Below are 14320 nucleotides of genomic sequence, written 5' to 3'. Positions count from 1 at the left end.
AAACACTCCTTCATCTTTCATTTAACTTCTAAACGTAGAAAAATCTACTGGCCGTTTTTCTAGGAAAGCATTTTTCCCTTCCGCTGATTCATTAGATTGATAGAATAATGCTAAATTGGCCATTGACAACTGCGTAATCCCTTGGATATTTGCACTATCTGCATTGAAGGACAGTTTCAACATTTTAATTGCTGTTGGACTTTTTTGCAGTATTTTTTGTGCCCAGTCTTCAGCCGCCTGCTGTAATTCTTGTAATGGTACTACTTTATTCACTAGTCCCATTTCCTTACATTCATCAGCGCTATATTGTTCACATAAGTACCAAATTTCTCTCGCTTTCTTCTCACCAACGATTCTTGCTAAATAGGCAGATCCATATCCTGCATCAAAGCTCCCAACCTTTGGCCCTGATTGCCCAAACTTTGCGGTATCAGCGGCAATTGTTAAATCACACACTACATGTAATACGTGGCCCCCACCGATTGCATAGCCATTAACCGCAGCAATAACTGGCTTAGGGATGTTTCTTATCGTTTGATGGAGATTCTCTATTTCAAGGCCAATTCCATTTCCTAGACCACCTTTACCATCATAGCCACTTTCTCCATCTTTTTGTTTTTGATCGCCACCTGTGCAAAATGCTTTTTCTCCTGTACCTGTTAAAATCACCACACCAATTGTGTTATCATCCCAAGCTTCACGAAAACACCAAATTAATTCTTTAATTGTTTGTGCTCGAAAGGCATTATAAACTTCTGGTCGGTTAATAGTTATTTTCGCTACGCCATTTTTCTTTTCTAGTATCGTATCTATTAATTCCATTAGTGATTCTCCTTTTCTTCTGATTTGTATTTATATTTTTTGATAAGATCGGAATTCTTTCCCTATAAGATGTTTGGCGATTACCATTTGGTTTGCTTGGGCTGTTCCATCACCAATCTCTAATCCAATGACATCTCTTAATCTTTGTTCAAATGGCATTTCTTTTGTATAAGCATAGTGCCCATTTAATAGGAGGCATTCATGAATCGCTTCACTACTATATTTAGGTGCAAGCCACTTAACAGATGCTGCTTCCTTCGTATGTTGTAAACCTTCATCACGCAGCCACAGTCCTCGATAAGCTTGCCATTTAACAAGCTCCAGTTGAGTATAATGGTGTACTATCGGAAAAGAGACTGCTTGATTCACAGCTAGTGGTTTGCCGAAAGAATGTCTTGTTTTCACATGTTCTATTGTTTCATCCAAACTTTGTGTGGCTGTCCCTATACATTGAAGTCCTATTAAAAGTCGACTTAAATCAAAGCCATTCATCACTTGAGAGAAGCCTTCATTTAGATTACCAATCAAGTATTGCTCAGGAATCCTCACATCAGTTAAATAAACGGAGCCTCTACCTATTGGGATATTTCCCATATCTTCATAACCTCTGCAATCTACTCCTGGTAGATCACTAGGTACAAGAAAAGCGGATATTCCTCTATTTCCGGCAGTTGGGTCAGTTTTAGCAAAAAGAATAAATGCATCCGCCACTGTTGCCACACTAATCCCGGATTTCTCACCATTTAGAATGAAATGATTCCCTTTTCTAATAGCTGTTGATTGTATTCCACCTGCATCGGTACCTGCTTGTGGCTCAGTAATTGCAATCCCAACAATTGATTTTCCTTGTGCAATTTTCGGTAGCCACTCTGATTTCATAGCATTATTTGCATGAATAGAGAGAATTTCTCCTATTAATGCATTTAACATTACTGAATAAGTTAAATTAAAATCACCTTTGCCTATTTCTTCAGCAGCAATACCTGTCGTGATACAATCTGCAGCACTTCCACCATATTTTTCTGGAATACGCAGACCTGTTACACCTAACTCCCCTAGCTCCTCCCATAAATGTCTCGGCGTTTTTTTTTCCCTGTCCCATTTTGTATATTGAGGTAATAATACCTCTTTAGAATATTGTCTTAAGGTTTTTCGAAAGTCCTCTTGCTCTTCAGTAAATGAAAATTGTAACATCATCCATCCTCCTCTCAGTTACTAATAAGCAAGAACCATGCCAAATTAATTTATTTGTTTGAAGCTGTTTATTCGGTTTCATTCTTCTTACCATTGCGAATTTATCTCACTTTTGCGAATTATATTTGCAAAAATGTGTCATCATACAGTAAATGAACGAGTGTTATCAACAAAAAAACGTAAACAAATTGGCTCCCTGCCAAAATCTGCTTACGTTTTCTACTTACTTAGGTCTTGATTTGATATTTAGCCATTTTTCTATATAAACTGGCCAAATGAATATTTAATTTGACAGCAGCCATCGTTTTATCTCCATCCGATTTTTCTAAAGCCTCAACAATAGCTTTTTTCTCTGTTTCTTTCACGATCTCTTCTAAGGTTTTTGAATTATTATTGCTTGGTAAACACTGGGTTTGACTAGTTTGAGTCGCTATTCTTTTCACCATTGCATTGTCACCTAACTCTTCTCCTAAAGAAAGTGTTACCCCTCTTTCTACCACAGCTTTTAATTCTCTTATATTACCTGGCCATTCATGATCCATTAAGCATTTTAGCAAATGGGGATGAATCTGATTTATGTTTTTATTTAGTTGTTGATTATATTTATCTAAAAAATAGTGAACAAGCGGTAATATATCTTCTTTTCTGTCTCTTAAAGGGGGGATAGGTAGATCAAATACGAATAAACGATAATATAGATCTTGTCTGAATTCCCCTGCCGAGACGAGCTCAAATAAATCTCTATTCGTGGCGGCTATAATCCGAATATCCACTCGCTTTTTTCCTATGGATCCAAGCCTCTCAACTTCTCTCTCTTGCAATACCCTTAATAGCTTTCCTTGAGCCGCTTTAGGCAATTCAGAAATTTCGTCAAGGAACAATGTGCCATTTTGTGCTAGCTCAATTTTTCCTGGTTTACCTGTTTTTTTCGCTCCACTAAATGCGCCTTCTTCATAACCAAATACTTCAGATTCAAATAATTCTGATGGAATGGCTGCACAATTGACTGCAATAAAAGGACCTCTTCTCCTTGGACTGGCATGATGAATCGCTTGAGCGAATAATTCTTTACCAGTACCACTTTCACCGGTAATTAAAACCGTGGATGAACTAACAGCTATACGAGCAGCTAGTTCTTTCACTTCTAATAACTTTTGACTTTCACCGATAATATGCGCAAATTCATAATTAGCTGTATGATTCTTAGGTGTATATTGCTCTTTTTCTTGTAATAAAGAAAGAAACTGTTTTAAAACAGGGAGAGAAATTTCATCTGCTTTTAAAAAAATAGTTAAACGATAATGCCCATTTTCCTTATTAACTTTGACGATACAGAGAACCGATAAAATCGTTAGACAATGAAGCTTGCCAATCAAATAAGGAAAATTACTAACCTCAATCAACTGATCTTTCAATTCTTGTATTGTAATCGCAAACCGTTGGGTAAATATAGGGTTAGCAGTAACCATTCTTCCGTGCTCAGTTACGATTAATATAGGATTTTGATGAGATTGTTCCATCAATGTTATATCCTTCATCTTATTCAACCTTTAGGCTCGAGTAATTGTACCACGAGCTGACCTCTAATGACTTCATGATGATCTTCGTTTGTACATGATACTTTTATCGTCAACCAATGACGTTCGTTATGACAGTCTAGCAAATCTAACTTAGCTGTGATGGTTTCGTTACGGTAAACAGGGTCATAAAATAACAGTTCTTTTTGAAGGAGCACACATGGACAACCTGGTAATTTCTCACTAACTACTTGATGAATCAGTCCTTCAATTAACAATGCGGGTACGATTGGTTTGTGAAAAGGTTCATCCCATTTCTTTTTGTGTAATTGGTAAACAGGGCTATAATCATTTGTTAGTTGCTGACAACTCAAAATTTCTTCTTCCGTAAATTTTCTTGCAATGGCTGCACTGTCTCCGATTTTAAAACGAATGGTATCCATATCACTCTTCTCCTTTTTTACACGATGATAAGAAAAAGGGGTCTGCATGAAAGCAGCCCCCCTCCTTATTTCACAGATAAAACCATTTCATATTGTGTGTGTACATCTTTTAAAGCAGCTAATATTGCTTGACCCGCTTTGCCCTTATAATGATCTTTTACTCTCTGTATCAAAGGTTCCAAACCATCATTTAAACTATATCCTCTTAATAACTGGCGAATAAATTCTCTTCCATGCTCTGTTGCTAACGTGCATGATGCATCAATGATTACACCATACTTTTGATCCAATTCTAATGTAATTGTAATAGAATCATATAGGTTCCTTGCCGCCATTCCTTGAGGAAGCTTAGCGTGTCCTGCTAGAAAAAATGTATTCATGATAGTTGCTCTCCTTATCTTTGTTGAATTGCCACCTCTTCTTCTTCAAACGGCCAAGATGGCAGTGGGTTACGCAATGGCTTATCTTCACGATAGCCTAGTGCATATTCACCTTGCATAACGGTATGAATTTCTCTCGTTCCTTCGTAAATAACCGGAGCTTTTGAATTTCTCAAGTACCTTTCTACGGGGTATTCATCTGAATAACCATAAGCACCATGGACTTGTACCGCATCATTTGCCGCCTCAAACGCAGCATCACACGCAATCCATTTGGCTAATGATGTTTCTTTTGTATTTCTCTTACCAGCATTTTTCAGCGATCCAGCTTTGAAAACAAGTAGGCGTGAAATTTCTAGGTTAGCAGTCATCTTAGCAATCATTTGTTGAACAAGTTGATGCTTTCCTATCTCTTTACCAAATGTTTTCCTTTCATGACAATATTTCACACTCGCTTCTAAACTAGCAGCGATTAAGCCTACTGCACCAGCAGCTACTGTGAATCGACCATTATCTAAAGCTGACATGGCAATTTTGAAGCCTTCCCCTTCCTCACCTAAACGGTTGGCTACTGGTACTTTTACATCAGATAAGAACACTTCACCAGTATTACCCGCTCGTATACCTAACTTTCCTTTAATAGCCTTTGTTTCTACACCTGCAAATGTTCTCTCTACGATAAAAGCTGTGATACCTTTATGAGCTGCATCATGATCTGTTTTAGCAAATACAAGAAAGTGATCAGCAACATCACAAAGTGAAATCCAAGTCTTTGATCCGTTTAAAATATAATAGTCACCATCTTTTTTCGCTGTCGAATTCATTGCTGCTACATCTGATCCAGCATTCGGTTCAGTAAGACCAAAAGCACCTACTTTTACACCTTTTGCTTGAGGAACTAAATATTTTTGCTTTTGTTCTTCAGTTCCCCATTGCAATAAGGTCATACTATTTAACCCTGTATGAACAGACACTGCTGTTCTATATGCTGTGTCTCCTCTTTCTAATTCTTCACATACAATTGCTAGGGTGTTATAATCCATCCCCGCCCCGCCGTATTGCTCAGGAATACATACACCCATTAATTGAAGTTCTGACAGCCTTTCTAAAATACGAGGTTCAAAATGTTGTTTACGATCCCACTCTTGAATATTTGGCATAATTTCATTGTCAACGAACCGTCTCACTAATTTTTTTACACTTTCTTGTTCTTCTGTTAATTCGAAATTCATCATTATAATTCCTCCTATATCACTTGATTTTTTTTCATTTCTTTTATTTCCGCTCTGGTATATCCCACTCTCTGTAATATTTCGGCTGTCTGCTCCCCATAAAGCGGCGGATGATGTCTTACTTTGACCGGAGATTTTGACAGCTTTAATGGAGAACCTGTTAATTTCAAAGACGGTATATGAGGATGATTGCCCTCTATCACCATCTCTCTTGCAAGAACTTGTGGATCATTAAACATTTCGCTAATTGTATGAATTGGACCGTTTGGAATCGCATGTTCATCAAATAAACGCTTCCAATTTTGTTTTGAATTTTTTAATAACTCTCGTTGAAGAATTGGTATTAGCGAACTACGATTTTCAACGCGACTACGATTGGTGGCATACCGATTATCGTTTATCAACTCAGCTAATTCTAAAATATTACAGAAACGGGCAAATTGTTGATCGTTGCCAACAGCAATGACCATTTCTCCATCAGCCACCGTAAATACTTGATAAGGGGCTATATTTGGATGGCGATTACCTAACCGCTTAGGTTCTGTTTGACCGACCAAATAATTACTCGCTACATTAACTAAGGCCGATATTTGACAATCTAATAATGCTATATCAATTTCTTGACCTTCTCCAGTGTGTTGACGGTGTTGTAATGCACTTAATATTCCAATACAAGTATATAAACCTGTGATCACATCAGAAATGGCAACACCAACTTTCATTGGTGAGCCAGCTTCCTCTCCGGTAATATTCATTAAACCACTCATTGCTTGAATGATGTAATCATACCCAGGTAGATCTTTATATGGCCCACTTTGACCAAACCCTGTAATAGAAGCTAAAATAATTTTACTGTTCCATTCATTTAACTGCTCGTATCCAAGTCCCCATTTATCTAATGTACCTGTTTTGAAATTCTGTACTACGATATCAGCATCTTTTACTAATTGACGAAAAATCTCCTTTCCTTCTTCAGCTTTTAAGTTTAATGTCATACTCTCTTTATTTCTGTTTGCACATAAATAATAAGCGCTTTCACCTTCAACAAAAGGAGGTCCCCAGAATCTTGTTTCATCTCCATTCTGATGATGTTCAATTTTGATGACTTCTGCACCTAAATCACCCAGTATCATCGTACAGAATGGTCCTGCTAACACCCGTGATAGGTCGATAATCTTAACCCCTTCTAATGCAAGCCTCATCTTTTATACACTCCATTTCTACAACAATAAAATAGGAGTCAGTAGAGTAAACTTTCCTCCGAAAAGTTTACTCTACTGACTCCTATTCACGGCTTGTTTTTCGGCAAGAAAAATCAAGTGAATCATTGTCAATGATTTTCATATTCACATTTCAAAAAGGGAAACCATTTTTGCAGTAAGGTAATTACTGTCATTGGTTTATACATTATATAATAATTAAAATTTTTAAAAAATTCAATAGTTTTTGAAAAAATAACGTAAAATAATAAAAAGAGGAGCGCTTATGGCTCCTCTTTTTATTCTCTAATCATATCGTTTGAGTTTGTACTTGATTCAGTGTCAGTAAACAACTTTTTAAAGTCGGCATAATCATAATCTGATCGATTTACAGGAGTGAAATTCTCTGGTTCATAGAATCGAAGTAAATCAGCATTGACGACTTTATCTGAATATGCGAGCTTTTGCTCAACATTTTCATTCATCTCATCGCCTTTAGCAATCACTTCTTCATCTTCTATAAGTTCACCTGTATTTGAATCGTAATATTTTCCACCGATAGCTGTAATTGTTGGACTAACAAAATCTCCATTTCTGAACGGTATTAAATCATCATGTTCTTTTGAGAAAATATCAGTTCCAAAGTGGATATACTCTTTCGAATCGATACCAAGTAAATGTAATAACGTTGGTTTTAAATCAATTTGGCCGGAATATTCATGGTTCGTTCCACCTTCCATACCTGGGACACGAATAAATAACGGCACACGTTGTAAACTTGTATCAAGAAAATCACTATACTCTGTATCTAATACTTGTTCCATTGCTTTCTTATGGCTACTTGAAATGCCATAATGGTCACCATACATAACGATAATTGAATTATCATAGAGTCCTGATTCTTTAAGATAATTAAAGAACTCTTCAAGTGCTTCATCCGCATATCTTGCCGTTTGGAAATAATTATCCACAGATGGATCGCCAGTTGTATGTTTATCAATTGTCGCTTCTTCTTCATCTAATGGATACGGATAGTGATGTGTTACGGTAATAAACTTCGTATAGAAAGGTTGTGGTAATTCATCCAAATAAGCTTCTGATTGCTCAAAGAATGGTTTATCCATTAATCCATAGTCAGTTAAGTTATCTGAATTCATATCAAAATAACTTGAATCATAAAAACGGTCATAACCAAATCCTTTATATATCTCATTCCTATTCCAGAATGTCCCATTATTTCCATGGAATACTGCAGACGTATAGCCTTCTTCTTTTAAAATGGCTGGTGCTGCATGGAATGTATTCATTCCTTTTGTAGTAAAAGCAGAACCTTGCGGTAACCCGTATAAGGAGTTTTCAAGCATAAATTCTGCATCAGCTGTTTTTCCTTGAGCTGTTTGATGGAAGAAGTTATCAAAATAAGTTGTGTTTTCTTCTTCAATTAATGAATTGAGAAATGGTGTAACTTCTTCTCCATGCAATTCATAGTTCATTAAGAAGGTTTGAATGGATTCCAAGTGAAGATATATCACATTCATATCCTTCCCAATACCGAATGTTTCTGGATTTGGTTCAGCATAATTTGATTGCGTAAAGTTCACGACTTCGGTTGTATCATTGCTATCTGCCATAACCCTTTGAGCTGATGCTTTCGTACTTTGTACTGCATCATAAATAGTATAATTGTACATACCGAGATATTTAACAATATAGTTTCTATCAAACCCACGTGTTAATAATTGTGGTCGATCTGCTTCAGCCAGTCCTAGGTTTGCACATGAGATTGCTAATCCTAAAGATAATACGGCAACCATGCGTCTCTTACCATAATCTTTCTTCTCGATCTTAACAAATTTAAATGCTAATAGACCAATTAAGAAAAGGATGTCTATGAAGAATAAGAAATCATATGGGCGTAGTAGAGTGGTTACACTCTTACTAACATCTGCAAAGTTCTGTGTCATTGTTAATGTTGGTAATGTAATAAAATCCGTAAATGAACGATAATATACCACATTCGCATATAACAAGAATGACATTATGCTGTATATCACTAATGTTGCAATATACTTTCGTCTTCCTTTAAAGAATAAAGCTAAACTAAGAAAAATCAACGATGATCCTAAAGGATTTAAAAATAAGAGAAATTGCTGTATTGGGCTGTCAACCCCGAGATTAAATTGAGTTAATTGTGTTATATACGTTTTCATCCAAAGGAAGAATACAGCTAACATAAAGAAGCCAATATATTTATCGAAGAATAAACTTTGACCTTTTTTAGATAAATTATCCATTATTGCACCTACCTTCTAGCACATTATTATAACATGCTTTTAAAAAAATTCTATAAGCAATTGGTAATAAAAACCCTTTTCTTACCAACTACTTTCCCTGTTTGTATTGAACAGAAGCATATTATGATTATAGTCGATAATTATGAACGTTCTATGACAATGTAAATTTTTCTTTAAAATTAACGCTATCACGAGTTATAAATATACTCTTTTTTGAGCAAATGTCAAGAAATAACCTTAAAAACCTCCATAATCAAGAGCTGCTTAAAACTAAGCAGCCCTTAGATGTATTAGCTAACATTTCAGTATTACTCACATACACATTTTGAATTAGCATATGTCACTCTAATTAGAACTGTTCATAGAAAAATGGACTAGCTTCATTAGTATATGATGGCTAACATGAATTATGCTCGTTTCAACTGTTCCTTCAAAAACGTTGCTAGTTGTAACATACCATATTTACCTGCAATTGCTTCAGCGTCTGGATTATAATTCGTATTTGTATTGATGTCATACGTATAAACGTTACCCTCACCATCTTTTATAAATTCAATCCCTGCTACATCAATTCCTGCATATTCAAGAAATTTCTCATATTTAACCATTTGTTCGGTATCCACTTCATCAGTGATTTCGAATTTAGGACGTATCTGTGGCTCTTCTCCCACCGGACAAAAAGCATCGCCAATTTGACAAGCATCTGCCGGACATAATTCAAACCCTTCCGAAGTATCAACATTTACAGCATAATAAAACTTCCCGCCAATGAACTCTGCCCTTGTAATTATCTGATCCTCCGATTTTATATATTGCTGAATAAGAGTAATCCCATCAACAGGTTCTTCGAAGGAATTGCTATTAACATATGTTCTTAAAGAATCGATTGTTTGGAATAACTGCACACCTAAACCTTTTCCTGCACGGTTGTGTTTCGTTATAAAAGGAGTGGTTCCTAATCTTTCAGCTGCAGTTATAATATTTTCTTTCCCAACTGCTCCAATTGTTTTTGGTGTTTTAATCCCGCTTTTTTCTAGTAGAGCATATTGTTTCACTTTACTCACTTCTAACGAAAGTGCGTTACTCCCATTTAACACTTGTCTACCGTGACTTTCTAGCCATGCAATCACACTTGCTGCTAATTCTGGAGCGAAACGATGCCCTCTCGTGTGAGATGAAGCACTCATGCGATTATAAAACACACCTTCTGGTGGTGTAGAAGTTAAATCGATTAATCCCTCATGCAAGTGCCATGTTTCATAAGGTACTTGTAATTCATCTAATCTACTTGTCAAATGGTCTGTCCATTCATCATTCTCGTGAATAATATATATTTTCTCCAAAGAAAACACTTCCTTTTAATAAAAACTATTATGTATTGTACCTATTATTTCACGGGTATCAGAAATTCGCAATTATTTCGTATAAAGATACAACTAATCTTCCTTTTAAAAAATCATAAAAAAATGACTGTGAGATGAGGATCTCCAGTCACTTTATTCTATCATCTTGACGATTCTGTTTCATTTAAAGGTTCTGTTTCTAATGCTTCCGTCTGTTCTTCAGGATCTTTTGCAGGTACTGAGCGTTTCATAAAGAAGACGAGAATCAACGCAATAGCCGAGATAAAGGTTGAAACGAAAAAGGCAAAATTAATCCCGTCTAATGTAGATTGCAACCCAATTTGTATCATCGCTTCTTGAGATAATTCTCCTCCACCATTTTCACGTAGAGTAGTTTTTGCTAAATCTTCTCCGACAGCGTTTGCTTTATTAGACATAATTGTAATAAGTAATGCTGTACCAATGGCACCAGATACTTGGTTAAGTGTATTATTCATCGCCGTACCATGGGGATAAAACCGTGGTGGTAATTGATTCAAACCGTTTGTCGATACAGGCATCATGACCATTGACATACCGAACATTCTAATCGTATGTAATACCATAATATGAATTACCCCTGTATCCATACCAAGACGACTAAAAAAGTAAGTCGAGATAGTCATAATGCTTAAGCCGGTTAAAGCTAATATTTTCCCACCGAATTTATCAAATAACTTTCCAGTTAGGGGTGACATTGCTGCCATTATTAATGCACCTGGCAGCATCATTAAACCGGCATCAAAAGGGGAAATACCTCGGATATTCTGTACATAGATAGGAATGAGTAGCATCCCTGAGAACATCGCCATATTCACAACCATTGTAATAATCGTTGAGAGAGTAAACATTGGAAATTGAAAAACACCAAAGTTTAACATTGGTTCTTTTTGCTTGTTTTGTCTAAAAATAAAAATGAATAGAGAAATAGCACCAACAATGATAGTTAAATAAACGTTCGCAGCACTCCATCCATCATTACCTGCTGAGCTGAATCCATATAAAATTCCACCAAACCCAATACTAGACAATAATAATGAAAGAAAATCTAATTTAATTGATTGCTTTTCTTTTTTATCTCTTAACCATATAAAGCCTAATAGTAAAACGATAATTGCAATTGGAGAAATAAAATGAAACAGCATTCGCCAATCATAATTTTCGACTATCCAACCTGACAATGTTGGACCTATCGCTGGGGCTGCCATTAATATTAAACCAAATATCCCCATCGCAGAACCACGCTTTTCAACAGGGAAAGAAACGAGCATCACATTCATTAGAACAGGCATTAATATAGCCGAACCGGATGCCTGCATCATTCTTCCTATAAGTAACATGCTAAAAATATCGGCAAATCCAGCTACAAATGTTCCTAATGTGAACATAAGCATCGCAAATAAAAACAAAATGCGAACACTATATTTACGGATTAAGAACGCCGTTGCAGGGATTAAGACCCCATTTACTAACATATAGCCAGTTGTTAGCCACTGGACAGTAGCTGTATCTACATTCAAATCCTCCATGATTGATGGTAAGGCGATATTTAATAAAGTATTGTTTAAAAACGCAATAAATGCACCTACCATTAGGATTGCTAATAATCCATAGGGTGGTGTATTTGAGTTTTGGTGATTTGCGGTCATTGGTTCCCCTCCCTATACACATTGTTCAATTGTTTATACCACTATTTCACGTAGGACTTATCATAACTGATATGATTAGTGAATGCAATCATTATATTTCGCTTTGCGAATTTTTTCTTAGTAGAATTTTATGTTATGATACTAATTATTTAAAACTTAAAAATAAGGTGATATTTTTTGAAGGACAGAAAATTACATGTCATTCATTTAGCTCATGAATTATTTATTGAAAAGGGATTTCAAGCTACTTCTATCCAAGATATATTATCTTATACAGGTATATCTAAAGGTACATTCTACAATTACTTTTCATCAAAATCAGAATTACTGATGGCCATCTTTAAAGATAGTTACAAACTGATGGAAAAGGAGAGAGATGCTTTACTTATCGGAAAAAGCCCACAAAGTATTGATGTTTTCAAGCAGCAAGTTGAACAGCAAGTCATGTTTAATCATAAACACCAGCTTGTCTCCTTATTTGATGAAATGTTCATATCAGATGACTTAGAACTTAAAGCATTTATAAGAAAAGGTCAGCTCCAGACAGTTAAGTGGATTTATTACCGTTTTATTGATCTGTTTGGAGAGAATCGGCGAGCATACCTTCTTGATATGTCTATTATCTTCCTTGGTATTCTTCATCAGTTGAGCAAATATTATACTGAATTATTTCAATCATCGGTCAGTATTACTAAGGTTGTTCAATATAGTGTTGAGAGAATTGTAGAAATGACAAATCAAGTTGCGACAAAAGAAGTTCAACTATTCTCACCTTCTTTAATCGATACAGAGATCAACGATTTATTAGGTACTGAAACACAGGATGAAATTAAGTATTTATGTGAACTTATCTTGGAAACGGAAGCAATAACTAAGGACGAAGAATTATTGATACAGTTTATTCAAGACGAACTCCTTTTAAGAAAAAAACCAAGGAAGTTTCTTATTGATAGTGCCTTAGAGACATTAAAACGGACAGATTCAATTTGTAATAAAGGGAGTATTATACGGCTTCAGTCTATTGTTCACAAAACTTTTTCCCAATCATAAAAAAAAGATAGATATTCTAACCATTAGGGTAGAGTATCTATCTTTTTTTAATAAGGTTTATGCTGATAATAATAATTGGGTGACTTACTTACATTTTTATAAGGTTTATGAAAAATGTGAGTAGTAGCTGGTGATAAAGGGGGGATAAGCCAAGTCCACTCTCCAGTGACTTCTCTCTTATGTTTTCTTTCCTTCGTTTCAAATTGTTTGAATTGTTCCGCAGCCGTATGGTGATCTACAATACTAACTCCTGCCCGTCGGAAAGAATGCATGACAGCTAAATTTAATTCAATTAATGCACGATCTTTCCAAAGTGAAGCATTCGAGCGAATATTTAACTCTAACATTTCTGCTATAATAGGTAGCTGATTGTACCTCTCTTCATCTGCTAAATTTCTAGCACCTATTTCTGTCCCCATATACCAACCGTTAAAAGGTGCAGCTTCATAAATAAGACCGCCTATTTCCATTTTCATATCAGCAATGATGGGGATTCCATACCATTTTAACTGTAATTCTTTAAACCAAGTATATTCGGGATGTTCGATTTCTACCTCAACAATTAATTCTGTTGGGATCGTAAACCATTTGGGTTCTTCATTGTTCTTTTGAATAACAAGCGGTAATATATCGAAACGACTATAGGTCGGCTCCCAACCTAGCTCGATGCACTTTTTTGTAAATTCAATAGAAGATGAATCACCTAATATACCATCTTTGGTGTCGTATCCAGCATACCTAATTAATTGGTGATTCCATAGACGAAAGGTTGTATCACTCTCGTTACTTGGAAATACAGTAATAAAAGGTTTAATTTTCCCACTATTCGTCGCTAGTTTTATGTGCTCAAAAAGCGCCTTTGCTACTTCCTCTTCTGTGTTACATAATCTCTTATCGATGACTTGAAGTGTTTCCCAAAAGAAACGCCCTATACAACGATTACTATTACGCCATGCAAGTTTGCTACCATAAGCCAATTCTTCCTGTAATTGCGTATATGTTCCAGTTGATTCTATTTCATCAAATATCATACTTAATCTTCTATCCGCTTGTTCTTTTGATTGCCTTGTTTCTTCGTAAAACTGATAAATAAATTCCTGAGCTTTTTGAAATAGTTCTTTAGACAAGATAGACTGAATCCTCCTGAATGTAGATTCG

The 14320-nt window shown here is 35.7% G+C and carries 12 protein-coding genes; 1 reads left to right on the top strand and 11 read right to left on the bottom strand.

Translation table 11 applies throughout. The features are described 5' to 3' along the window. Window positions 1-21: 21 nt before the first annotated feature. The 10 genes from menB to LCM23_RS06865 form a co-directional block, all read right to left on the bottom strand. On the bottom strand, window positions 22-822 hold the full coding sequence (gene menB, locus LCM23_RS06910) for a 1,4-dihydroxy-2-naphthoyl-CoA synthase (RefSeq protein ID WP_224936273.1): 801 nt from the start codon (window positions 820-822) through the stop codon (window positions 22-24). Between the two features lie 30 nt (window positions 823-852). Next, on the bottom strand, window positions 853-2016 hold the full coding sequence (locus tag LCM23_RS06905; protein ID WP_224936272.1) for an acyl-CoA dehydrogenase family protein: 1164 nt from the start codon (window positions 2014-2016) through the stop codon (window positions 853-855). A gap of 227 nt (window positions 2017-2243) precedes the next feature. Further along, on the bottom strand, window positions 2244-3554 hold the full coding sequence (locus LCM23_RS06900; RefSeq protein WP_224936271.1) for a sigma-54 interaction domain-containing protein: 1311 nt from the start codon (window positions 3552-3554) through the stop codon (window positions 2244-2246). 5 nt (window positions 3555-3559) lie between these two features. Next, a complete protein-coding gene (locus LCM23_RS06895) occupies window positions 3560-4024 on the bottom strand; it encodes a hotdog family protein (RefSeq protein ID WP_224936270.1) in 465 nt (154 codons plus the stop codon). A 17-nt stretch (window positions 4025-4041) separates the two neighbouring features. Beyond that, window positions 4042-4356: a DUF3870 domain-containing protein gene (locus LCM23_RS06890; RefSeq protein WP_224936269.1), complete on the bottom strand. Its 315-nt coding sequence runs from the start codon at window positions 4354-4356 to the stop codon at window positions 4042-4044. Window positions 4357-4370: 14 nt separating this feature from the next. Continuing rightward, a complete protein-coding gene (locus LCM23_RS06885) occupies window positions 4371-5588 on the bottom strand; it encodes an acyl-CoA dehydrogenase family protein (RefSeq protein ID WP_224936641.1) in 1218 nt (405 codons plus the stop codon). Between the two features lie 14 nt (window positions 5589-5602). Next, window positions 5603-6790: a CaiB/BaiF CoA transferase family protein gene (locus LCM23_RS06880; protein WP_224936268.1), complete on the bottom strand. Its 1188-nt coding sequence runs from the start codon at window positions 6788-6790 to the stop codon at window positions 5603-5605. A gap of 296 nt (window positions 6791-7086) precedes the next feature. Next, window positions 7087-9081 carry an LTA synthase family protein gene (locus LCM23_RS06875; RefSeq protein ID WP_224936267.1) on the bottom strand — a complete coding sequence of 665 codons (1995 nt, stop codon included), beginning with the start codon at window positions 9079-9081 and terminating at the stop codon, window positions 7087-7089. A 407-nt stretch (window positions 9082-9488) separates the two neighbouring features. Then, window positions 9489-10424 (bottom strand): ATP-grasp domain-containing protein, encoded by a 936-nt coding sequence (locus tag LCM23_RS06870; RefSeq protein ID WP_224936266.1) that lies wholly within the window; start codon window positions 10422-10424, stop codon window positions 9489-9491. Between the two features lie 161 nt (window positions 10425-10585). Further along, on the bottom strand, window positions 10586-12112 hold the full coding sequence (locus LCM23_RS06865; RefSeq protein ID WP_224936265.1) for an MDR family MFS transporter: 1527 nt from the start codon (window positions 12110-12112) through the stop codon (window positions 10586-10588). 177 nt (window positions 12113-12289) lie between these two features. Between LCM23_RS06865 and LCM23_RS06860 the strand changes: the two genes are divergently transcribed. Then, on the top strand, window positions 12290-13162 hold the full coding sequence (locus LCM23_RS06860) for a TetR/AcrR family transcriptional regulator (RefSeq protein ID WP_224936264.1): 873 nt from the start codon (window positions 12290-12292) through the stop codon (window positions 13160-13162). Between the two features lie 47 nt (window positions 13163-13209). On the opposite strand, the gene LCM23_RS06855 is transcribed toward LCM23_RS06860, so the two are convergent. Beyond that, window positions 13210-14289 (bottom strand): nitric oxide synthase oxygenase, encoded by a 1080-nt coding sequence (locus LCM23_RS06855; RefSeq protein ID WP_263624160.1) that lies wholly within the window; start codon window positions 14287-14289, stop codon window positions 13210-13212. Window positions 14290-14320 lie beyond the last annotated feature (31 nt).

This window comes from Cytobacillus kochii, from assembly GCF_020171845.1.
Taxonomy (GTDB): Bacteria; Bacillota; Bacilli; order Bacillales; family Cytobacillaceae; genus Cytobacillus; species Cytobacillus kochii.
This window is presented reverse-complemented; position numbering and strand designations above follow the sequence as displayed.

Excerpts from the sequence above, each read along its gene's own strand:
- LCM23_RS06885 (WP_224936641.1), bottom strand. The coding sequence starts at position 5,588 with ATGAATTTCGAATTAACAGAAGAACAAGAAAGTGTAAAAAAATTAGTG.
- menB (WP_224936273.1), bottom strand. The coding sequence starts at position 822 with ATGGAATTAATAGATACGATACTAGAAAAGAAAAATGGCGTAGCGAAA.
- LCM23_RS06905 (WP_224936272.1), bottom strand. The coding sequence starts at position 2,016 with ATGTTACAATTTTCATTTACTGAAGAGCAAGAGGACTTTCGAAAAACC.
- LCM23_RS06875 (WP_224936267.1), bottom strand. The coding sequence starts at position 9,081 with ATGGATAATTTATCTAAAAAAGGTCAAAGTTTATTCTTCGATAAATAT.
- LCM23_RS06865 (WP_224936265.1), bottom strand. The coding sequence starts at position 12,112 with ATGACCGCAAATCACCAAAACTCAAATACACCACCCTATGGATTATTA.
- LCM23_RS06900 (WP_224936271.1), bottom strand. The coding sequence starts at position 3,554 with ATGAAGGATATAACATTGATGGAACAATCTCATCAAAATCCTATATTA.
- LCM23_RS06880 (WP_224936268.1), bottom strand. The coding sequence starts at position 6,790 with ATGAGGCTTGCATTAGAAGGGGTTAAGATTATCGACCTATCACGGGTG.
- LCM23_RS06890 (WP_224936269.1), bottom strand. The coding sequence starts at position 4,356 with ATGAATACATTTTTTCTAGCAGGACACGCTAAGCTTCCTCAAGGAATG.
- LCM23_RS06895 (WP_224936270.1), bottom strand. The coding sequence starts at position 4,024 with ATGCAGACCCCTTTTTCTTATCATCGTGTAAAAAAGGAGAAGAGTGAT.